The sequence below is a fragment of the Paenibacillus sp. XY044 genome, from assembly GCF_002257645.1.
Lineage (GTDB): Bacteria > Bacillota > Bacilli > Paenibacillales > Paenibacillaceae > Paenibacillus_AQ.
This window is the reverse complement of record NZ_NQMO01000008.1, coordinates 286,738-306,260: the sequence shown is the minus strand read 5'-3', so window position 1 is coordinate 306,260 and position 19,523 is coordinate 286,738. Positions and strand designations below refer to the sequence as shown.

At 54.8% G+C, this 19,523-nt stretch carries 19 protein-coding genes; 2 read left to right on the top strand and 17 right to left on the bottom strand.

Features of this window, described 5'->3' with window-relative positions; genetic code table 11:
* Positions 1-832: 832 nt before the first annotated feature.
* Positions 833-1,333, bottom strand: a complete 501-nt coding sequence (locus tag CJP46_RS27875; RefSeq protein ID WP_094598883.1) for a YhjD family protein — start codon at positions 1,331-1,333, stop codon at positions 833-835.
* Positions 1,330-2,598: a DNA polymerase IV gene (locus CJP46_RS27870; protein ID WP_094598882.1), complete on the bottom strand. Its 1,269-nt coding sequence runs from the start codon at positions 2,596-2,598 to the stop codon at positions 1,330-1,332. Before CJP46_RS27870 ends, CJP46_RS27875 begins: the two co-directional genes overlap by 4 nt.
* A 307-nt stretch (positions 2,599-2,905) precedes the next feature.
* On the opposite strand from CJP46_RS27870, the gene CJP46_RS27865 reads away from it, so the two are divergent.
* Positions 2,906-3,580: an SOS response-associated peptidase gene (locus tag CJP46_RS27865; RefSeq protein ID WP_094598881.1), complete on the top strand. Its 675-nt coding sequence runs from the start codon at positions 2,906-2,908 to the stop codon at positions 3,578-3,580.
* Between the two features lie 217 nt (positions 3,581-3,797).
* Here CJP46_RS27865 and CJP46_RS27860 read toward each other — a convergent pair whose 3' ends face one another.
* From CJP46_RS27860 to CJP46_RS27825, 8 genes are all read right to left on the bottom strand, one after another.
* Positions 3,798-4,175: a cupredoxin domain-containing protein gene (locus CJP46_RS27860; protein WP_094598880.1), complete on the bottom strand. Its 378-nt coding sequence runs from the start codon at positions 4,173-4,175 to the stop codon at positions 3,798-3,800.
* Between the two features lie 37 nt (positions 4,176-4,212).
* The gene (gene tatA / locus CJP46_RS27855) at positions 4,213-4,407 is read right to left on the bottom strand and encodes a twin-arginine translocase TatA/TatE family subunit (RefSeq protein ID WP_094598879.1); all 195 of its coding nucleotides are present in this window, start codon (positions 4,405-4,407) and stop codon (positions 4,213-4,215) included.
* A gap of 63 nt (positions 4,408-4,470) precedes the next feature.
* A complete protein-coding gene (locus CJP46_RS27850) occupies positions 4,471-6,150 on the bottom strand; it encodes a GMC family oxidoreductase (RefSeq protein WP_094598878.1) in 1,680 nt (559 codons plus the stop codon).
* A gap of 67 nt (positions 6,151-6,217) precedes the next feature.
* On the bottom strand, positions 6,218-7,003 hold the full coding sequence (locus tag CJP46_RS27845; protein WP_256992553.1) for a gluconate 2-dehydrogenase subunit 3 family protein: 786 nt from the start codon (positions 7,001-7,003) through the stop codon (positions 6,218-6,220).
* Between the two features lie 312 nt (positions 7,004-7,315).
* Entirely contained in the window at positions 7,316-7,603 is a 288-nt protein-coding gene (locus CJP46_RS27840) for a stage VI sporulation protein F (RefSeq protein WP_094598877.1), read from the bottom strand.
* Between the two features lie 62 nt (positions 7,604-7,665).
* Positions 7,666-9,717 (bottom strand): ATP-dependent DNA helicase RecG, encoded by a 2,052-nt coding sequence (gene recG / locus CJP46_RS27835; RefSeq protein ID WP_094598876.1) that lies wholly within the window; start codon positions 9,715-9,717, stop codon positions 7,666-7,668.
* 14 nt (positions 9,718-9,731) lie between these two features.
* Positions 9,732-10,589 (bottom strand): DegV family protein, encoded by an 858-nt coding sequence (locus CJP46_RS27830; protein WP_094598875.1) that lies wholly within the window; start codon positions 10,587-10,589, stop codon positions 9,732-9,734.
* Between the two features lie 58 nt (positions 10,590-10,647).
* Positions 10,648-12,453, bottom strand: a complete 1,806-nt coding sequence (locus CJP46_RS27825; protein WP_094598874.1) for a DAK2 domain-containing protein — start codon at positions 12,451-12,453, stop codon at positions 10,648-10,650.
* 284 nt (positions 12,454-12,737) lie between these two features.
* On the opposite strand from CJP46_RS27825, the gene rpmB reads away from it, so the two are divergent.
* Positions 12,738-12,926, top strand: a complete 189-nt coding sequence (gene rpmB / locus CJP46_RS27820; protein WP_047910965.1) for a 50S ribosomal protein L28 — start codon at positions 12,738-12,740, stop codon at positions 12,924-12,926.
* Between the two features lie 356 nt (positions 12,927-13,282).
* Here rpmB and spoVM read toward each other — a convergent pair whose 3' ends face one another.
* The 7 genes from spoVM to rlmN form a co-directional block, all read right to left on the bottom strand.
* Positions 13,283-13,363 carry a stage V sporulation protein SpoVM gene (gene spoVM, locus CJP46_RS27815; protein ID WP_036707696.1) on the bottom strand — a complete coding sequence of 27 codons (81 nt, stop codon included), beginning with the start codon at positions 13,361-13,363 and terminating at the stop codon, positions 13,283-13,285.
* Between the two features lie 143 nt (positions 13,364-13,506).
* Complete coding sequence (locus tag CJP46_RS27810; protein ID WP_094598873.1) at positions 13,507-13,767, bottom strand: hypothetical protein; 261 nt, start codon at positions 13,765-13,767, stop codon at positions 13,507-13,509.
* A 4-nt stretch (positions 13,768-13,771) separates the two neighbouring features.
* Positions 13,772-14,434 carry a ribulose-phosphate 3-epimerase gene (gene rpe, locus CJP46_RS27805; RefSeq protein ID WP_094598872.1) on the bottom strand — a complete coding sequence of 221 codons (663 nt, stop codon included), beginning with the start codon at positions 14,432-14,434 and terminating at the stop codon, positions 13,772-13,774.
* Between the two features lie 4 nt (positions 14,435-14,438).
* Complete coding sequence (gene rsgA, locus CJP46_RS27800) at positions 14,439-15,353, bottom strand: ribosome small subunit-dependent GTPase A (protein ID WP_094598871.1); 915 nt, start codon at positions 15,351-15,353, stop codon at positions 14,439-14,441.
* 131 nt (positions 15,354-15,484) lie between these two features.
* Entirely contained in the window at positions 15,485-17,665 is a 2,181-nt protein-coding gene (gene pknB / locus CJP46_RS27795) for a Stk1 family PASTA domain-containing Ser/Thr kinase (RefSeq protein ID WP_094598870.1), read from the bottom strand.
* Positions 17,662-18,438 (bottom strand): Stp1/IreP family PP2C-type Ser/Thr phosphatase, encoded by a 777-nt coding sequence (locus CJP46_RS27790; RefSeq protein ID WP_094598869.1) that lies wholly within the window; start codon positions 18,436-18,438, stop codon positions 17,662-17,664. Before CJP46_RS27790 ends, pknB begins: the two co-directional genes overlap by 4 nt.
* A gap of 7 nt (positions 18,439-18,445) precedes the next feature.
* Positions 18,446-19,486 carry a dual-specificity RNA methyltransferase RlmN gene (gene rlmN / locus CJP46_RS27785; protein WP_094598958.1) on the bottom strand — a complete coding sequence of 347 codons (1,041 nt, stop codon included), beginning with the start codon at positions 19,484-19,486 and terminating at the stop codon, positions 18,446-18,448.
* Positions 19,487-19,523 lie beyond the last annotated feature (37 nt).

Sequence of the window (19,523 nt, the reverse complement as noted above, 5' to 3'; positions counted from 1 at the left end):
GCTTTGCCTTCGCCTAAATCTAATTTTTAACTATTCGCCACCGTTCTGTAAACTAGGCTAGTAGTTGGAAATTTCCCACCCCGTCGACCTAGCCCCCCACTCCCTTGTGCGGACCACCGAGACCCGCCAACCCCTGTCAGCTGACCCCTATGCAAATGACAAAGAAACGTAAACCAGGCCTTGAGCGGAAAGGTTGACTGGACATTTATACGCCTTGAAATTGCTAAAGTTGTGGTCCTTTTAACAGCTTTATCCATAAAGATTACAAAATTGATACCATAGTCCGATAAAGCGACAGCGAAAAACCGCGCCACATCAACGTTTACCAATTTATGTAATAATCAAAAAATAAGAACGTGGTCCTGGATGGGACCTCCCGTCTTTTTTCGCCAAATCATTCCATTTACTGGATTTCGATTACCAGACTTTTCGTCCATTTTTGTGGTCCTTCCTCCCTGTGCCCCCGCTCCTTTTTAACTAGGATCATCGGGCAGGTTTTTCAAAAATCAATCGCCGGGGGGGCTTTTTTTGAAATCGTAATTTGTTGAAATTTACCATTGTCGGCCTTTTCCCCGTCGAATCGCAAAACATATGATCCCCCCGATTTCCAAAATAAGAAATGAGTCCCATCCCATTCTTGAGCGTTCCACTACCATACCTACCCCACTTCTCTGCAGCTGAACCTGGTAATTTCTGCTGAGGGCGCTTTGCCCCGCTTCGCATACGGTGTCACGGCCCAGCGGCCTGTATGTCCGCCGGACCTGACTTCGCCTTGGATCGACACGGCCAAAAAACCCGTTGTCCCCCAGGCAAGACAACGGGCTTACTTAAGTTATTTCTGCTTATGATCCTGCAAACGGGCATACAACGCCGTAATCAGCCGGTCCGAGTACCGCCCGATTCTTACGCTGACCTCGGTGCGCATATAATCCCGCGTGATCGTGAAGGTATCCTCGTATCCATGAAACGTATACCGGTACCAAATCATCTGGGTGTCCTTTCCCTCCTGGGTCAAACCGATGCGCTGGTCGAGCATCGTTTGCTCCACCTTGGACAACTCCTTCTGGATGTCCTGCAGCAGGACCTGAGCCACCTTGGAATAGAGGTGTTTCAAGGCTTCGCCCGACGCTTCGATCGCCTGGATCCGTTTCTTCACAATCGATATCATGACCGGAAGCAGGATCGAATCCCGCATCAGCTCCAAATCCTCCCTGCGGGGCGGCCGGTGCTCCTCCGGCTGCTGCGAGCGCCGCTTCAGCAGTTCTTCCCGGTGCTGGGGCAGCATCATGCGGCTGGATTCCCAAATTCCGTTATTCTCAAGCTTCTTGCTCATTTATAATGCCCCCCGATTTTCATGGACCGCTCCTCCGCCTGGCCGGCGCCCGTAAGGGATGAGGCTCTTACGATCGCCATACTTCCGTACCGCTGCTTGATATGGTCCGTCGCCTTTTCCAGAGCCCGCAGCCGCTCCTGGTCTTCAAACAGCGTCAGCTGATAATTCCGGTCATCGCTCAGCTCGCTCAGCATGACTCCGGCACGCCTGACGGGCATGCGGTCCCAATGCTTATAAAAAATCGATTTTACGGTTTCATACACCTTGTTCGTGTTGTTCGTGGGATCGGGCATCTTCATCTGCCGGGAAAAGCCTGTCGGCGCGTCATAAGGGCTGCACATGCAGCTGACCGTGACGACGGAGCCCATGTATCCCTTCCGGCGGCAGTCGCGGCATACTTCTTCCGTAAGCTCCAGCAGGATCGTGTCGACCTCCTTGGGGATCGCATAGTCCCGGGGCAGCGTCATCATATGCCCGACCGATTTGGGCGGCTTGTCAAACGTTTCCGGAGTCACCTTGCTGTCGTCCATGCCGTTGGCCGTGCGCCACATCACTTCGGCCTGGATATCCGACTGCTTCCCGAAGCGCGCGCGGAATTTATCCTTCAGCTGGGGAAGAGGCGTCCTCGCCACATCCCCGATGGTCGTCATGCCCAGTTTGGCAAAATGGGCCGTCATGCGCGAGCCCACCCCAAACATTTTATGGACCGGCTGCGGCCAAAGCTTCTCCCCGATTTCGGACTTGGGCAGTATAAAAATGCCCTCTTTGTTCTTCTTCGCCCAAATGTCGGTGGCGATTTTTGCCAAAATTTTGTTCGAGCTGATGCCGACCCGCACCCATACTCCCGTCTCTTCCAACACCTTCTGCTGGATCGACTTCGCAATGCTCTCAGGATCGCCGAAGAGGGCCAGGCTGCCGGTAACGTCCAGAAACTGCTCGTCGATGCTGAATATTTCGACCAGATCGGTATATTCCTCGTAAATCCGGGTAATCTGGAGCGAAACATCGATATAATGCTGCATCCTTGGGCGCATAATAACGAGATCCGGGCATTTCTGGAGTGCCTCCCCCAGCCGCTCCGCAGTGGATACCCCAAAGCTCTTGGCGATCGGGCAGGCGGCCAGAATGATGCCCGATCTGCGCATCGGATCTCCGGCAACGGCGAGCGGCCTGTCTTTGTACTCCGGATGATCCGCCTTCTCTACGCTTGCATAAAAGCTCTGACAATCGGCCAAAAATATAATTCTCTCCTTTGATCTGCTCAAGCGCACACACCCTCCACATCCACTTTGGCATTTCGTTAAACCGGTTTGGGCCGGGCAGCTCCAGGCAGCTCCGTGAAGCTCCCTAAAGGCCGCTTGTCGGAAAAAAGATCCGGGGCCGCTTCCCTTTCGCGAAGCATGACCATCCGGTAAGCGAACGTATATTCGTATTATATACCAAACACATGTTCGTTATGCAAATGTATTTTTTTACAGCCCTCCCGTGTCTGCTGGCAAGCAGGGTGGCGTAAACCGGCATCCCGCGGTACACTGGTTACATCACGATCATTCCAAAAGGGGGGTATGCATGATGTGCGGCCGTTATACACTGACCGTGTCGATGGAGGAATTGATGCTGCGCTATGAGCTGGAGCTTGCGCTTAACTTTCATCCCCGTTACAATATCGCTCCAACGCAGAACGTACTGGCCGTCATACATGACGGAAACAGCCTTCGCGCCGGGCAGCTCAAATGGGGGCTGGTCCCGTCCTGGGCCAAGGACAGCAGCATCGGGAGCAAGATGATCAACGCCAGAAGCGAAACGTTGGCGGACAAGCCGGCCTACAAGCTGCCTTTTGCGAGGAAGCGGTGCCTGATCCCGGCCGACGGATTTTATGAATGGATGAAGACCGACAGCGGAAAAATCCCTTACCGGATGACCCTCCGGGGCGGGGGAATCTTCAGCATGGCCGGCTTGTACGACACCTGGCTGCAGGAAGACGGCAGCAAGCTGAGCACCTGCACGGTCATCACTTCCGGACCCAATGCGCTGATGGCGCCGATTCATGACCGGATGCCCGTCATTTTGCGTCCGGAGGATGAAATGGCCTGGCTGGACCGCGGGCAGAAGGACTTAAGCGCCCTGCAGAAGCTGCTCGTACCTTTTCCTGCCGAGGAAATGGAGGCCTATCCGGTCACAAAGACGGTCAATTCGGTTAAAAACGATACGCCCGAGTGCGTAGAGCGGGTGCCGAGCGGCGCGTAACCGCTGCGGTAACGATTTTTGTATCGAGGGATGGCAAAACGGTTTTGCTTCGAGTACATTCCAATCCTTTGCGGGACTTTCGCAAATCCCAAAATTTTTATATACAAAAAAAGCGCCGCCTGCGCGAACCTTTACGGTCCGGCTGGGCGGCGCTTTCTTGATCTGCCTCCCTTTGGTCATTCAGGCGGCAGTCCGGCGGTTTATCCGCTATGCATATTTATTCAACAATCAGGGTACCCTTCATATCGCTGTGGCCGGCGCCGCACATGACGGAGCAGTGGAATTCATGCTCACCTGCCTGATCGGCGGTAAATTCGGCCGAGCTCGGCTTCTGCAGGTCAACGTTGAAATCGGGAATGGCCAGACCGTGGTTTCCATCTTTGTTCTCCAGCGTAATTTTGACTTTCTCGCCCTTTTTGACCTTGATCTCGGATGGCTCGAACTTAAAGTTTGACGCCGTCACCTTGATTTCTTTCACGCCGCCCGAGCCGTCGGAAGACGCAGACTCGTCCGAAGAGCCGCCACCGCTTCCGCAGGCGCCAAGCACAAAAACCAGCAGCAGTGTAAGTCCCATCAGCATCCATTTTTTCATCATAAATCCCTCCAGTTAAAATGAATAAGTTATCGTCGTTCTATTGACCTTCCTGGCGGCGCACCGTCTCTTGCTTCTCTTCATCTTCTTCCGTCAGATGCCGTGCGGAGCTGCGGAATTCGTGAAGCGTCGTTCCTACCGCTTTGCCGAGCTGTGGCAGCTTGGACGGCCCGAACAGCAGCAGGACGAGCAGCAGCAACAGCAGCAGCCCCGGTATTCCGATCGCCGAAAGCATGGCCGTTCCCTCCTTTTTACATGAATTCGCATGCCTTCACGTGAGCCCGAAAGCACTGCCCGTTCAGACAAGCATGCCTCCCTGCTTCAAATATTTCTGGATTCCTTCCGCCGCCCTGTAGGCGAGCGCGCCGACAGTATCGGTCGGATTGTATCCGCTATTATGCGGGAAGGCCGAAGCGCCCACGACAAACACGTTCTCCGCATCCCACATCTGCAGGTAACTGTTCACCGCCGACGTTTCCGGGTCCGAGCCCATAATGACCCCTCCGGTATTGTGGGTCGATTGGTAAGGGACGATATTGTACGGATCCAGCTTGTCCTTGATCTCCAAATGGGAAGGCCCCATCTCTTTCATGACCTTGCCCGCCTTGTCCGCCAGAAACTTCGTCAGCTCGCGGTCCTGCTCTTCGAAATCAAACGTAATCCGCAGCAGCGGCTGGCCGTAAACGTCCTTATAGGTCGGATCGAGATCCAGGTAATGGTGTTTCCAGGGCAGGCTGGCACCCTGCGTCGCTACGGTCAGCACCCGGTTGGCGTACTTCAGCGTGGTCTCCTTCCATTCCTTCCCCCAGGTCGGCGTACCCTGCGGCGCCGGATTGTTCTCGATCGGGCGCAGGCCGTTCTGGCTGATCCGGATGCCTGCCCCGTGCAAAAACTTCAAATCGGAGTGATCGAAGTTGTCCCCGTTGAAGTCGTCGAGCTCCATCCCGAGCGCCCCGGCACCCATAAACGTGCTGAACTCTTCGTCATCGTAAAAGCCGACCGCTCGCCCGGAGTTGACCTGATACGCATAATTCCGGCCGATGCTACCCCGTCCGGTTTTCCGGTCATAGGGCGTCCCAAGCTTGGAGCTCAACAGCAGGCGCACGTTGTTCAGCACGAAGCTGCCGAGAATGACCACGTCCGCCGGCTGGGTCACCTCTTCTCCGGTCACCGTATTGACGTACACCACACCGGTCGCTTTTTTGCCGTCATGCAAAATCTCCGTCACGTTCGAGAAGGTGCGCACCTCCAGCTTGCCGGTTGCCATCGCCGTCGGGATGACGGTAACGACAGGATCCGCCTTGGCTCCGTATTCGCAGCCGAACCGCTCGCAAAATCCGCAGTACTGGCACGCTGCCCGGGATACGCCGTCTGGATTTTTGTAGTTCTCGCTCAGGTTCGCCGAAGGGATCATGTACGGATGGTATCCGAGCTTCTTCGACGCCTCATCGAACTTTTGCAGAATCGGCGTTTTTTTCATCGGCGGAGTCGGAAACGGATTGGACCGTTTGCCAAGCATCGGGTTCGCCTCCGATTCCCCGGAAATGCCGGCCATCTGCTCAAACTTGTCGTAGTACGGTTCGATTTCGTCATACGTGATTCCCCAGTCCTGCAGCTGCATGCCCTCGGGAATTTTGCCTTTTCCATACCGATCGACGGTCTTGCTGTAGATCTCAAAGTCATACGGCAGGAAGCGGTGCGTCTGCCCGTTCCAATGCGATCCGGCACCGCCGAGCCCATCCCCCAGCAGGAAGGAGCCGTAGCTGCGCATCGGCAGCGCCCTCATCGCTTCCGTATTGCGGAATGAGATCGTTTCCTTGGATAAGTCCTGCATCAGTTCAAAACGCCGCGCATACCGCAGCTCATCATGATCCATAAAATAATCTTCCGTACTCCGGCTTTTTCCGCGCTCCAGTCCGACGACCTGGATGCCCGCTTTGGTCAGCTCCGCCGCAATGATGCCGCCGACCCAGCCCATTCCAACAATAACCACTGGTACTTTAGGTAATTTGGCCACGTCTGATGTCCCCTTATATCCGTGAAATTTATTCGCTCATGTGAGCCTGCAGGCTTTTCGGCTGGATCTGGACCAGCCCTTCCTTCGTAATCTGCTGGGCATAGCTCATCTGGTTGCCCGGAAAATTCCGCATCTTCCATCCGTTCATATTCCGGTTGCCGCCATAGAGCGGATCCGCGTATACGCCCTCGATCGTCAAATTTTTCAGCATGTTGAAAAAGCTGCTGCTCGTCACCCCGCGCATAGGGAATTTGTCCCCTTTTTCCATGGCGGTCAGCACTTCATCCTGCTGCTGGGCCTCAAGCTCCGTAAAGCCCTTTTGGTGCTTCTGCTGGCAATAGCTCTTCAGTCCCTCCAGGCCCAGCGTGAACATCTCGTTGCGTTTCAGCCGCGATTGTTCTCCCTGCGTTGTCTGGGCCTGGACAAAAGGACCCATCATATAGTCCCGCGCATTATACCCCCAAGGGCCAGCAAGCTGATGATCAATAAAAAAGGCCACGCCCAGCGCTTTGGCCCCGGGACCGTTCTCATCTTCGGGATAAATCCTTTCGACCGCCGCATCGGTCATTTTAAACTGGTCCTGGTTAAAGAACATCAGCGCATCCTGCAGCGAAGCCTCCGGTTCGCTGCTGGCCGGTGCCGTCTCGGGGGCCTGATTTTTCTCCAGACTGTCCGTCAGAACGCCCCCAAACACGCCGCCGACGACAAGACCTCCCAACGTCATTCCCGAGGCTTTCAAAAATTTCCGCCGGGATTCATCCGGTTCTTTCGACCGGGCCGGCTTGCTGCTCTTTCCCAATTTCAGTCCTGGCAATATGATCCCTCCAATTATGAATATTGTGGAAGCAATAAAAAAGGCCACTTCGAATCAGTTACCCAATATTTCTCTGTTTCAAACGCAATATCTGACACCGTGCGTCATAATACGTCCAAATGACTAGAACGGACCGGCGGGCTTCCAATAAGAATTGCCGTGTTATCTTCAATGGAATAGAGCCCGCCGCGCCTGACAAACGATTACGTCAACAGGTCCGGATAGATCACGTTGCTCCCCGCTTTTTGAACACAAAAAAAAGAGCCCCCCGGGCTCTCCCGAGGGGCTGCATCCTAACTGTTTGTTTGCTTCTCAGCGGAACATTCCCCACAACTTGATCAGGTGGAACGTATTATTAGGATCGATCTTTTGAGCGAGGACAAACCGGACGATTTGTCCTTCCTCGGCGCCGGTCAGCTTCTCGTTCAGAATGGACGATGCCGACTTGACCATCCGCTGCACCCTGGCCGGATCCTGCAGGTCCTGTTTGTTGACGCCATCGATCAACTTTTTAATACGCTCCTTGGTGGCCGGATTTTTCATCTTCAGCTTGATCCGTGCGACCAATTGGGGGCTGATTCCGTACTGCTGATAACCCATATTGGCACCTCCCGTCTAATGCAGTCCAACTAAGTATATGACGGGAAGGGTTGTCCACTGACCTAATCGACCAAATCTCCTTGAAAAATCTGCTCCTGCTGCAGGTAATCCCGCAGCGGTCCGTACCCCGGGGAGGTCCAAAACACCGGATCCGCTACCATCCGGGCGGCGTCATCCCTCGCCTGCTCCAGCACGGCAAAGTCGCTGACCATGTCCGCCAGGCGGAACTCCGGCAGCCCGCTCTGCTTCGTGCCGAAGAAATCGCCCGGTCCGCGAAGGTCCAGGTCGCGCCGGGATACCTCAAAGCCGTCGTCGGTCTCAGTCATGACGTTCATGCGCTCCTGCCCGACCTCCGACTTCGGATCGGCGATCAGCACGCAGTAGGAAGCGTGCTCGCCGCGGCCGACGCGGCCCCGAAGCTGATGCAGCTGCGACAGGCCGAAACGGTCCGCGTCCATAATGATCATCAGCGTCGCATTCGGCACGTCCACCCCGACCTCGACGACGGTCGTCGAGACGAGCAGCTGCACTTCGTTATCGTAGAAGGCCCGCATGACTTCCTCCTTCTCGGCCGGCGTCATGCGGCCGTGCAGCAGACCCACTTTGTAGGAAGGGAACGCCTGCTGCATCTGGACATGCAGATCGATGGCGTTCTGCACGTCCAGCTTGTCCGACTCCTCGATCAGCGGGCAGATCAGGTACGCTTGGCGCCCCTGGTCCACCTCGCGGGCGATGAAGCCCAGCACCCGGTCGAGCATATTGTGCTTGACCCAGTACGTCGTGATCGGGATCCGACCCTTCGGGCGCTCCGACAGCGTGGATACGTCCATGTCCCCGAACGCCGTAATCGCCAGCGTCCGCGGAATCGGCGTCGCGGTCATCGTCAGCACGTCCGGATTATATCCCTTGCGCCGCAGGATGCCGCGCTGGTTAACGCCGAACCGGTGCTGCTCGTCGGTAACGACCAGCCCCAGCTTACGGAAAAATACGTCCTCCTGAATCAGGGCATGCGTCCCGACGACGATATCGATTAAGCCCATCTGCAGCGAGGCGAGCAGATCCTTGCGCTTCCGCCCCGTGACGCTGCCGGTCAGCAGGCCGACGGTGATGCCGAACGGCTCAAACAGCTTCTGCAGCGAACGCGTATGCTGCTCGGCCAAAATTTCGGTCGGCACCATCAGCGAGCCTTGATAGCCCGAACGCACCGACGCGTACAAGCCGATGGCCGCCAGCACCGTTTTGCCGGAGCCGACATCTCCCTGCAGCAGCCGGTTCATGCAGTGCGGTGAGCGCATGTCCTGCAGGATTTCGAGCTCGACCTTCTTCTGCGCATCGGTCAGCTCGAACGGCAGGCTGCGCACGAACTCGCGCATCGTTTTGTTGTCCACCGTATGGACGACGCCGTCCCTCCGCCCCCGGTTCAGGGCGCGGAACGCCTGCATTTTTAGCTGAAACAGAAACAGCTCCTCATACACCATCCGCTCGCGCCCCTGCTGTCCTTCCCCGGTATCCTGGGGCTGGTGGATCGTAGCGATCGCCTTTTTCCGCGGCATCAGATGGTATTTCCGCAGCAGTTCCTCCGGCAAAATTTCCGGAATCATTTCCCCGTACTGCTCAAGCGCCTGGGTCATCGTTTTGCGCATCCAGGTCTGCGTGATTTTGCCCCCGACCGAATAGACCGGCTGAACCGTACCGCTGCGCCATGCCCCCTGGTCCGGAAACTCCGATTCCGACACGGTCAGCTGCATGCGTCGCTGATCCCATTTGCCGACGAGCACGATTTCCCGCCCGGATGTCAGCTGATCCTTCAGAAAATGCCGATTGAACCAGGTGGCGGTGAACATCCACTCCTCAGCCATCATTTTGCAGCTGAGGCGGGACTTCCGCCCGTACCGCTGCAGCACGGGAACGCCCATCACCTTTGCCTGGATCGTAATTTTGTCCCCGTCCTTCACATCCTGCAGCGAACGGAGCCGGTAATCCTCGTACCGGAACGGATAATATTCCAGCAAATCCTTCACCGTAAAGATGCCAAAGGCGTGAAGCTCCCCTTCCTTGAGGGCGCTCACGCCGCGGACCTGCCGTATCGATATTTGTTCAAGACTCAGACTCATTTGTTATCCCTCATTTAAGCGGGCCATATAAACACGGCCAGTGTCCCGGGCCCGACATGGCTTCCGACGACTGGTCCGATGTTCGTCAGAACGACCTCCTGCAGCCGGAAGTCCCGCGACAGATCCTCAAGCACGGGCTCGGCTGAAGCCGGGTCGGCCGTATGGCCCACTGCCACATTGATGTTTTGAACGCCGCCCAAATCCTCCCGAAAACGCTCCAGGATCCGGGCCATCGCCTTCTTGCGGCCTCTGACCTTTTCCACCGCATAAATAATGCCTTCTTCGTCGATGGACAGAATCGGCTTGATGTTCAGCAGGTTGCCGATCATGGCCGCCGCCTTGCCGATCCGCCCACCCTTTTGCAAATATTCCAGCGTGTCCACGAGGAAATACAGCTTGCGCTGCCGCCGCACTTCCTCGACGGAGCGCACGATCTCCTCCGCCGTTTTTCCTTCGGCCGCCAGTCTGGCCGCATGCACGACCAGCAGGCCGAATCCGTAGGAAGCCGATTTGGAATCGACGATCGTAATATCCGGATCGCCCTCCAGCATGGACTTGGCAATCATGGCCGATTGATAGGTACCGCTAAGTCCAGAGGAAATATGAAGGGAAATAATCGGCGAACCCGGATATTCATTCATAATGTCTTGATAGACTTGCATATAATCTGCTGGAGAAGCCTGCGACGTGGTCGGAAGCTGCTCGGACTGGACAAGCCGTTTGTAGAACACCTCGGCGGAAATATCCACGCCGTCTTCAAAGGTATCCTCACCAAACATCAGCCGGAGCGGAACGACATGGATGTCGTGCTGCTTCGCGATATCCTCGGGTATATCGGCCGTACTGTCCGTTACGATTACCGGTTGGGTCATCGGGTGGGGCCTCCTTCATTTTCATTCAAACTTTGATACTCGGTCCCAAGGCTGCTCTTTAAGATTCCACTGAAAAAATATAATAGTACAGCGGCTGTCCGCCTTGATGCACTTCAATTTCGGCATCCGGATAATGCTCTGCGAGCCATGCGGCCAATTCGCCCGTCATTTCCGGGTTCGCCTCTTCTCCGGCGAGAATGGTCACAATTTCGTCCCCGTTCTCCAGCATCTTGCTCAAAAGCTCCTGGCATGCAGGCAGAAGCCCTTCGGCAGCCGTCACAATCTTCGAATTTTCGATGCCGATAAACTGGCCGGCCTTAATATCCAGCTGATCAATTTGCGAGTCGCGTACGGCGTAGGTTACCTGACCCGACTTGATCCGGCTGATGGCTTCCAGCATGCTGCTCGTATTCGTCTCCTCGGAATCTTCCTCTGAGAAGGCAAATGCCGCAGCAATGCCTTGAGGCACCGTTTTGCTTGGAATGACCTTCACGCTGCGTTCGCCCTCAAGCAGTTCTCCCGCCTGCTGAGCGGCCAGCACAATGTTGGAGTTGTTCGGCAAAATGTAAATGTGGTGCGCGGAAATGGACGCGATCGCGTTCACAAAATCCTCCGTGCTCGGATTCATCGTCTGGCCGCCAGAGAGAACGACATCGACGCCCAGGCTCTTGAAAATGTCCGCAATGCCCTGTCCGGAGGCAACGGCGATAAACCCGTAAGGAGCCAGTTCATCGGCAGGCGGCTCGGCGGGCGCCTCTTCCGGCGCGTGGTCCATCGATTCGACCGGAATGTCGGCAAAGACTTCCGGCATCGGTGCGATGTCCATCCCGGCCGACAAAAGGTCACGGTGCTGCTCGCGCATATTCAGAATATGAATCTGGGTAATTTCGCCGTAACGAAGCGCCAAATTGAGCACCTCGCCCGGAGCTTTGGAATGCACGTGGACCTTGATGATCTCGTCATCGGCGATGACGATAATCGAATCTCCGTTCGTTGACAACGCTTTCCTGAATTGATCCTCGTCGAAATGCGTACCTGCCGCATCCCCTAACTTCCGGTTGATGAAAAATTCCATGTCGTATAAAAATTCGATGTCTTCCGTTTCCAGGCGGGACTGCGCGATATCCGGAGCTTCCGCCACCATCGGCGCAGACTTGGTCTGAATTCTTGCTGCCGCTGGTTGATCAGAGACCGGCTGTCCCGCATTCGGAGCAGCAAACGGCTGATAATCATAGCCGCCTTCGCCGACGCTGTGCAAATATTGCAGAAATCCCTCGTAAATATATACCAGACCTTGTCCCCCCGAATCGACAACCCCCACTTGCTTCAGCACGGGGAGCATCTCCGGAGTCTGGGCTAATGTTTCTTTTGCTTTGGCGAGCACCTGCTCCATGAGCTCCGTAATATCCGGCGTGCGCCGCGCCAAAAATACCGCATGCTTCGCGGCTTCCTTCGCAACCGTCAGGATCGTGCCCTCCACCGGCTTGACCACCGCTTTGTAAGCCGCGTCAACCCCGGTCTGCAGCGCCTGCGCAAACTGAACCGCATTCAGCTCGTCATAGGTTGCAGCGTAACGTCCAAAACCACGGAACAATTGGGAGGTAATCACGCCGGAGTTTCCCCGAGCGCCCATGAGCAGTCCCTTGGACAGCACGCCAGCGCTGTGCCCGATCGAATTCGAATTGTTTCTCTTCAGTTCAGCGACACCGGCACCCATCGTCAGATTCATGTTCGTTCCCGTATCCCCGTCAGGAACCGGAAACACATTCAATGAATTGACATGCTCGGCATGCTGCTGCAATTGTTCCGCCCCGGCCAGAACCATAGCGGTAAAGTCAGTTCCATTCAAAGAACGCTTACTCAATGATAAATCCCCTTCCTAGCTTGATCCCTAAGCCATTGGCGTCCTTATAAGTACGAATCAATGCACGTTTTCGTTTCGCCATTCGTCAATTTTGGATAATCATATTCAAAAAAAATAAAATGTTAATTGATCCCATCTCAAAATAGTATGGGCTAATCAACATTGTACTATAAGACACCCCAGAAATAAATGTTTTTGCAGGCGGTTGACGAAGCATTTTTTGCTATGATAAAATATATAAGTATTGTTTCATGCAGGTGTTTGGAGCTAAGGAGGTGTAATCTATGTCTCGCAAATGTTATGTGACTGGCAAAAAACCAGGCAGCGGTAACCACGTATCCCACGCTAACAACCGTAACCGTCGTTCTTGGGGTGTAAACGTTCAGAAGGTTCGTATCCTCGTTGACGGCAAACCGAAGCGCGTTTATGTAAGCACTCGCGCGTTGAAAGCAGGTAAAGTTACCCGCGTTTAAGTAATGACATATAAGCAAAAAGCACCTAGTTCCAGCAGGTGCTTTTTTAATGCCTTTGGCCGGTATCAGTAGGCAGCCATGCCGCTGGCATCTGTCAAAGGTTTTTTTGAAATATAAGGGTCAATTCGCCTGTGCTCTTATACCGGCCTTATATTTCATCCGCGAAACGTAAGCTCCGCCTGTAAGAAAAACGTCTTTGGATGTCCTTTTAATCGAAGACAGATCGCGTTTTAGCAGAAGTTTTTCTTACGATCATAGAATGATTCAGCTTCACTGAAAACTTATTAAATTCTATGATCTTCGATAAGGCGAAGCCGTTTACGGTTGTGCAAGCGGCATACCAAAGGGTATCAAGATCAGCTTTTGTGAAACGTGTTTAAAAGAGCCTTCACGAATCCTCCCAAAAACTTTGGCAGCTTAAACGTGTAAAATTTCATATCTCACCCTCCCCATCATTCTCATGTCATCACGGTATGGTATGCCCTGAACCAGATCAATGTTAAGACGGAACAAAAAAAAGGTTACATGAGAACCTTGACTCATGTAACCATATGTATGCTCAAAGAGCACGCCCTATGCCTCAAGCCGAAGCCGGAGACAATTGATAAAATTGGTAGACCGACAGCATGAAGATAAACAGCAGGTAGTACAGGATCGAAAAGATGACGTAGCCGACCCTCAATCCCTTGCGTTCATTTTTCCGGAAATAATAGATGGCCAGCACCACGGCGATCAGCGAGGCGATGGCATTAAACGGCGATTTCAGAATGGAAAATATACCGAGTAACAGACCTGTTCCGATACTGGCTAAAGTCAGATAAAGCGCGTCTTTGAATTTCATGAAATTATTTTCCCCCGACGCTGCGGCGGATGGCGGTTATGGCAGCGGCCCGGTCAGGCTGTGCGTACACGGCGCTTCCCGCCACCAGCACGTCGGCACCAGCTTCAGTTACCAAAGGCGCCGTCTCGGCCGTAATGCCGCCGTCCACTTCGATATGGACGTTAAACAGCGACAGTTCGTTCAGCCGCTGGCGAATTTGGCGGATTTTGTGAACGGTGCGCGGAATGAACGCCTGTCCGCCGAAGCCCGGGTTGACCGTCATGACCAGCACCAAGTCCACATCCTCCAGCACTTCGCTGATCACGGCCGCCGGAGTGCCCGGATTCAGGGCAACCCCCGCCTTTACGCCCAGCTCTTTAATCATATGCACGACGCGGTGCAGATGCGTGCAGGCTTCCGCATGAACCGTAATGAAAGCCGCTCCCGCCTTGGCGAAATCCGGGATATACCGCTCCGGATTCTCGATCATCAGATGAACATCCAGCGGCAAGGTTGTGTGAGGAGCTATGGCGCTTACGATCGGCGCTCCCAGCGTAATATTCGGCACAAAATGCCCGTCCATGACGTCCACATGAATCCAATCGGCTCCGGACGCCTCCGCTTCGGCAACCTCCTGTCCCAGTTTGGCGAAGTCCGCCGACAATATCGATGGTGCGATTTTAATCATCGTGTTAATACCTCCGCTTTTTTTCTTTCATTTCCGTATAGAACTGCACATAATGCTCATAGCGGCTTAATGCGATTTCCCCGCTCTCCTTCACCTCAATGACCTTGCAGCCGGGTTCGTGCGTATGGCTGCAGCCGCGGAATTTACAGAGCTCCGCATAAAGCGCGAATTCCCGGAAGCAGGTAGACAATTCCTCGACGCCCAGCTCCAGGAAATCAAGCTGGCTGAATCCCGGCGTATCGGCAACGAAGCCACCGTTATCGAGCTCGATCAGCTCCACATGGCGGGTCGTATGCTTCCCGCGCCCCAGTCTCATGCTGATGGCGCTGGTCTCAAGCGAAAGTCCGGGAACGAGGCGGTTCAATAGCGAGGACTTGCCGACACCCGATTGGCCTGAAAACACGCTGATGACGCCGGTGAGGCGTTCCTTCAGCTCACTGCTTCCGAGGCCTGAACGTGAACTCGTAACCAGCACCTCATAACCGATCCGCTCATAGAGCTCCTTGACGGCAGTGACCGGGTCATTAGCATCCGTATCCGCGGTAAGCAGATCCTGTTTAGTGAGACAAATGATCGTCTCCAGGCCGGAATGCTCAATATGGACCAGAAATTTGTCAAGCAGGGACAGGTTGAGATCCGGCTCACGAGCGGAAAACAGCAGAACCGCAAGCTCAGCATTGGCCACGGGCGGGCGGACCAGCTCGGAGTGGCGGGGCTTGATCTCATCCACCATCCCCTCACCGTTCTCGGTAAGGGAGTACACCACATGATCCCCGACAAGCGGAGAGGTGCCTCTCTTCTTGAAGATCCCCCGTGCGCGGCACTGTACGGCTTCGGCGCTTCCTACGGCTTTTCCGTTCTCCAGCGGTTTGACATAATAGTATCCGCTCAGAGCTTTCACGATTACTCCATCAGGCATACATTGCAAGGCCTCTCTTTCTTTCCGGCTTCAGCTGGTATAGCAGAAGCCGGAGATATCATGATTCGTCATCCTTAAGGTTAACTGATTTGGCTTTGGTATCCATTTGAAATATCCGCATGACACGGCGATTATCTGTAAATGACGGTTTCGGTGTCGGGTCCCTTACCCTTGTTCTTACCTTTCCCTTTGCCCGGGTGATCGTTCAGAGTCGTGTCCGTTCCCTGATCATCCCCGTTGCCGGAATCTCCCGAATCGCCATGATCCACTTCATGGCCCGGATCGCCGGGATCATCGCCTCCCATGGCCGGGAGCTCGATCTGCGGAACGGTACCGTTCTGTACATCGGTGTACCGTACCGAATACGTATCGAACACCTGCCCGTCGCGAAGCACCGTTACGACCGCATCCCTGTTCGGATCGACCACCAGATCGATCGGCAGCACCTGCGTCGTTTGGATCGTCTTCGTCCCCCAATCGACCGTTTTGCCTTCGGTATGCGCGTCGGAGTATTTGATCTGGACTTTCGTATTTTTGCCTTCCTCGACCGGAGCTACCGGCAGATTGAGCGTATAGTTCAGGGCATCCGCCGGGTAGCCTTTACTTACCGTCAGCGTAATTTCGGCGTTTGGCGTCGCCTGGGTATTCGGATCAAACGGGAACTGCTTGATGACTTTCCCCTTTTCCACCGTATAGCTGTCTTCCTCGACGACACGCAGCAGCTTCAGGCCGTTTTTCTCGATCAGGTCCGTAGCTTCCTGCTGCGTTTTGCCGATCAAATCCGGCATTTTTATCGTTTCCCGGCCTTTGCTGACCGTTAGCGTAATCTCCTGATTATCAGCATCCACTTCAGAATTGGCTCCCGGATCCGAACTGATAATCAGTCCCTTTTCAACATCGTCGCTGAATTCCTCTTTCTTCTTGATGTTATCGTCTTTGACGCCCTTGGCAAGCAACGCTTTTCTCGCATCGTCAAACGTCAAGCCCTTCACGTCAGGCATCGGCACCTTCGGTTTCTCTGTACTCACCGTCAGCTGAATCGCCGCGCCTTTTTTTACGACCGTGCCTTCCGGCCTGCTCTGCTCATAGACGATGCCATCGTCGAAGTCCTTGTTGTACTTCCGGATCACCGGATCTTCCACGAGCAGCCCCTTGTCGCTGAGCGACTTGCGCGCCTGCTCCTCGGTCATGTTAATGACGCTCGGCACGGTTACATCCGGCACGACCAGCTTCTGGTTGACGTACCATACCACGCCAGCCAATGCCAACAGAACAACCAGGGTCAGGCTGATCCACAGCGCCGCCCTGCCCGACTTTTTCTTCTTCGGCTTCTTGCCTTTGCCGTCTCTAGGTTCGTCCTCCTCGTCATCGTCATCCACGGCCTGTGCTTTCGCTCTGGAAACGGAGCGAGGCTCCGGCTTGATGGCTGGAATGACGCGGGTCCGATCCTCATCGTCCATGTCGGCAAACTCGATCTTCGGCTCATTCCGGCGCTCCGGCAGAAGGCAGGTCTCCAGGTCCTGGAGCATCTCCTTGGCCGACTGGTAACGCTCCTGCGGATTTTTGCGCATGGACTTCAGAATGATGTTCTCAACACTCTGCGGAATGAGAGGATTTACCTCGCGCGGCTCCTCAAACTCCTCCTGAAGATGCTTCAGCGCCACGCTGATCGGGCTCTCCCCCAAAAACGGCAGACGTGCGGTCAGCATCTGGTACAATACGATACCAAGAGAATATAAATCCGACTTTTCCCCGGTAACCACGCCCTTGGCATGCTCCGGAGAAAAATAGTGTACCGATCCGACCACCGAACCCGTCTGCGTAATCGTCGTCGACGTAACGGCACGGGCGATCCCGAAATCCGTCACCTTCACCCGGCCGTTGCGGCCGATCATGATGTTATGCGGCTTAATATCCCGGTGGATGATTTGATTCTGGTGCGCGTGATCCAGCGCGTCGCAAATCTGCGAGGCGATTCTCACCGCTTCGTCCACCTGCAGGGGAGCCCGCTCCTTAATAATCTCGTCGAGATTATGCCCCTCGACGTATTCCATAACGATATAATGAATGTCGTCTTCCTGGCCCACATCATAAATGCTGACCACGTTTGAATGCGATAGCGAAGCTGCCGACTGTGCCTCCCGGCGGAAACGGCGAATAAATTCCTCATCGTGCACAAACTGTTGGCGCAGCACCTTAATGGCCACGTTCCTGCCCAATAAAATATCATGGGCTTTGTAAACAAGAGCCATTCCGCCGCCACCAATCCGCTCGATCACTTCATAACGACCGCCCAATTCGTGTCCGATCATGAATCCCACTCCTTTATGCTTTGCCCGGCGACTTCGTCTTGAAGTTCGAACAGGGCGACGGTAATGTTGTCATCGCCTCCGGCGAGAAGTGCCAGTTGAAGTAAACGGTCCGCTCTTTCTTCCAGCGGCAGCTCACGGTTTCCGGATATTTGCCCGATATGCTCGGAGCTGACCAGATCGCTTAAGCCGTCGCTGCACAAGAGCAGCACCTCTCCGTGGGAGAGGCTGATGGGATACAGGTCCACGGACACGTCGGCGTCCGTACCAAGCGCGCGCGTAATCGCATTGCGCATCGGATGGACTTTCATGTTCTCCAGGCTGATTTGTCCGCGTTTGTACAATTCATACACCAGTTTATGGTCTTCCGTTAATTGGACGACCTCGCCGCCGGCAACCTTATAGGCCCGGCTGTCGCCGATATGTCCGATGTAGCCGGATTCCCCGCTCAGGAGCAGGGCCACGACCGTCGTTCCCATGTTATAAAATTCCTCGTGTTTGGAGGCCTCGGTATAAATTACATCATTGGCATGAAGGATGGCATCGCTTAGCGCCGCCTTCAGGCCTTCCGTCGAAATACCGGATTCGAGCGAGGTCAGGTCGCCCGTCATGGTTTCAACGGCCAGCCGGCTGGCCGTGTCGCCCGCCTGATGTCCCCCCATGCCGTCAGCGACGATCCCGAGGGTATAGCCCTGCGGCAGCTGGCCGACCCATACCGAGTCTTCATTGACCGAACGTACCCGGCCAACGTTACTGACATGAACAGTTTTGATCAAATTCCTCTCACCTCAACTCCATGTGCTTGGCCCGCAGCTGTCCACAGGCGGCCGCGATATCGTGGCCCTGCTCGCGGCGGATCGTCACGTTCACGCCGCTATCGGCGAGAACCCGCTGAAACTGGAATATATCGTTACGGGACGTTCTGACATACTTCCGCTCCGGCACGTGATTGACCGGAATCAGGTTGACATGGCACAGCATATCCTTGAGCACGTTCGCCAGCTCCTGGGCATGCTCCGGACGGTCGTTAACGCCGCCGATCAGCGCGTACTCAAACGTAATCCGCCGGCCCGTCTTGGCCAGGTAATAGCGAAGGGACTCCATGACATCCTCGAACGGATAACGGCGGTTTACGGGCATCAGCTTCGAGCGGAGCACGTCGTTCGGCGCGTGGATGGAAATCGCCAGATTGATCTGGGTGTCCTCGTTCGCGAATTTATATATGTTCGGCACGATTCCGCTCGTGGAGACGGTAATATGCCGCTGCCCGATGTTCAGTCCTTTTTCATGAATCATGATGCGCAGGAACTTCATCGTCGCCTCATAGTTTTCAAAAGGCTCGCCAGAGCCCATGATGACGATGCTGCTGACGCGTTCCCCTTTCTCGTCCAGAATCTTCTGGGCCTGAACGACCTGGGCCACGATTTCCCCGGCCGTCAGGTTCCGCTTCAGACCGCCCAGCGTCGAGGCGCAGAAGGTGCAGCCGATGCGGCAGCCGACCTGGGTCGTTACGCAGATGCTGTTGCCGTAGCTATGCTTCATGATGACCGTTTCTATCGCATGGTCGTCATGCAGGCCGAACAGAAACTTGACGGTTCCGTCCTTGGATTCCAGCTTCGTAATTTCCTGCAGCGTCACAAACTGGAACTGATCGTCCAGCTTTTTGCGGAGCTCCTTGGAGAGGTTCGTCATTTCGTCAAAGCTGTTGACCCGTTTGACATAGAGCCAGTCAAAAATCTGGCCGGCGCGGAATGCGGGCTCGCTGTTTTCCTTCACCCATTCTTGCAGGTCTTCCAAATTCAAATCATATATAAAAGGTTTCATCTTCACCACACCTGTCTTTTTCATTCATATGCTTATT

What these genes read in the sequence shown, in the direction of transcription:
- rpe (WP_094598872.1), bottom strand. Translation starts at nt 14,434, where the DNA reads ATGATTAAAATCGCACCATCGATATTGTCGGCGGACTTCGCCAAACTG.
- rlmN (WP_094598958.1), bottom strand. Translation starts at nt 19,486, where the DNA reads ATGAAACCTTTTATATATGATTTGAATTTGGAAGACCTGCAAGAATGG.
- CJP46_RS27810 (WP_094598873.1), bottom strand. Translation starts at nt 13,767, where the DNA reads ATGAAATTCAAAGACGCGCTTTATCTGACTTTAGCCAGTATCGGAACA.
- CJP46_RS27865 (WP_094598881.1), top strand. Translation starts at nt 2,906, where the DNA reads ATGTGCGGCCGTTATACACTGACCGTGTCGATGGAGGAATTGATGCTG.
- CJP46_RS27830 (WP_094598875.1), bottom strand. Translation starts at nt 10,589, where the DNA reads ATGACCCAACCGGTAATCGTAACGGACAGTACGGCCGATATACCCGAG.
- CJP46_RS27875 (WP_094598883.1), bottom strand. Translation starts at nt 1,333, where the DNA reads ATGAGCAAGAAGCTTGAGAATAACGGAATTTGGGAATCCAGCCGCATG.
- spoVM (WP_036707696.1), bottom strand. Translation starts at nt 13,363, where the DNA reads ATGAAATTTTACACGTTTAAGCTGCCAAAGTTTTTGGGAGGATTCGTG.
- pknB (WP_094598870.1), bottom strand. Translation starts at nt 17,665, where the DNA reads ATGATCGGACACGAATTGGGCGGTCGTTATGAAGTGATCGAGCGGATT.
- CJP46_RS27840 (WP_094598877.1), bottom strand. Translation starts at nt 7,603, where the DNA reads ATGGGTTATCAGCAGTACGGAATCAGCCCCCAATTGGTCGCACGGATC.
- rsgA (WP_094598871.1), bottom strand. Translation starts at nt 15,353, where the DNA reads ATGCCTGATGGAGTAATCGTGAAAGCTCTGAGCGGATACTATTATGTC.
- tatA (WP_094598879.1), bottom strand. Translation starts at nt 4,407, where the DNA reads ATGCTTTCGGCGATCGGAATACCGGGGCTGCTGCTGTTGCTGCTGCTC.
- rpmB (WP_047910965.1), top strand. Translation starts at nt 12,738, where the DNA reads ATGTCTCGCAAATGTTATGTGACTGGCAAAAAACCAGGCAGCGGTAAC.
- CJP46_RS27850 (WP_094598878.1), bottom strand. Translation starts at nt 6,150, where the DNA reads ATGGGCTGGGTCGGCGGCATCATTGCGGCGGAGCTGACCAAAGCGGGC.
- CJP46_RS27860 (WP_094598880.1), bottom strand. Translation starts at nt 4,175, where the DNA reads ATGATGAAAAAATGGATGCTGATGGGACTTACACTGCTGCTGGTTTTT.
- recG (WP_094598876.1), bottom strand. Translation starts at nt 9,717, where the DNA reads ATGAGTCTGAGTCTTGAACAAATATCGATACGGCAGGTCCGCGGCGTG.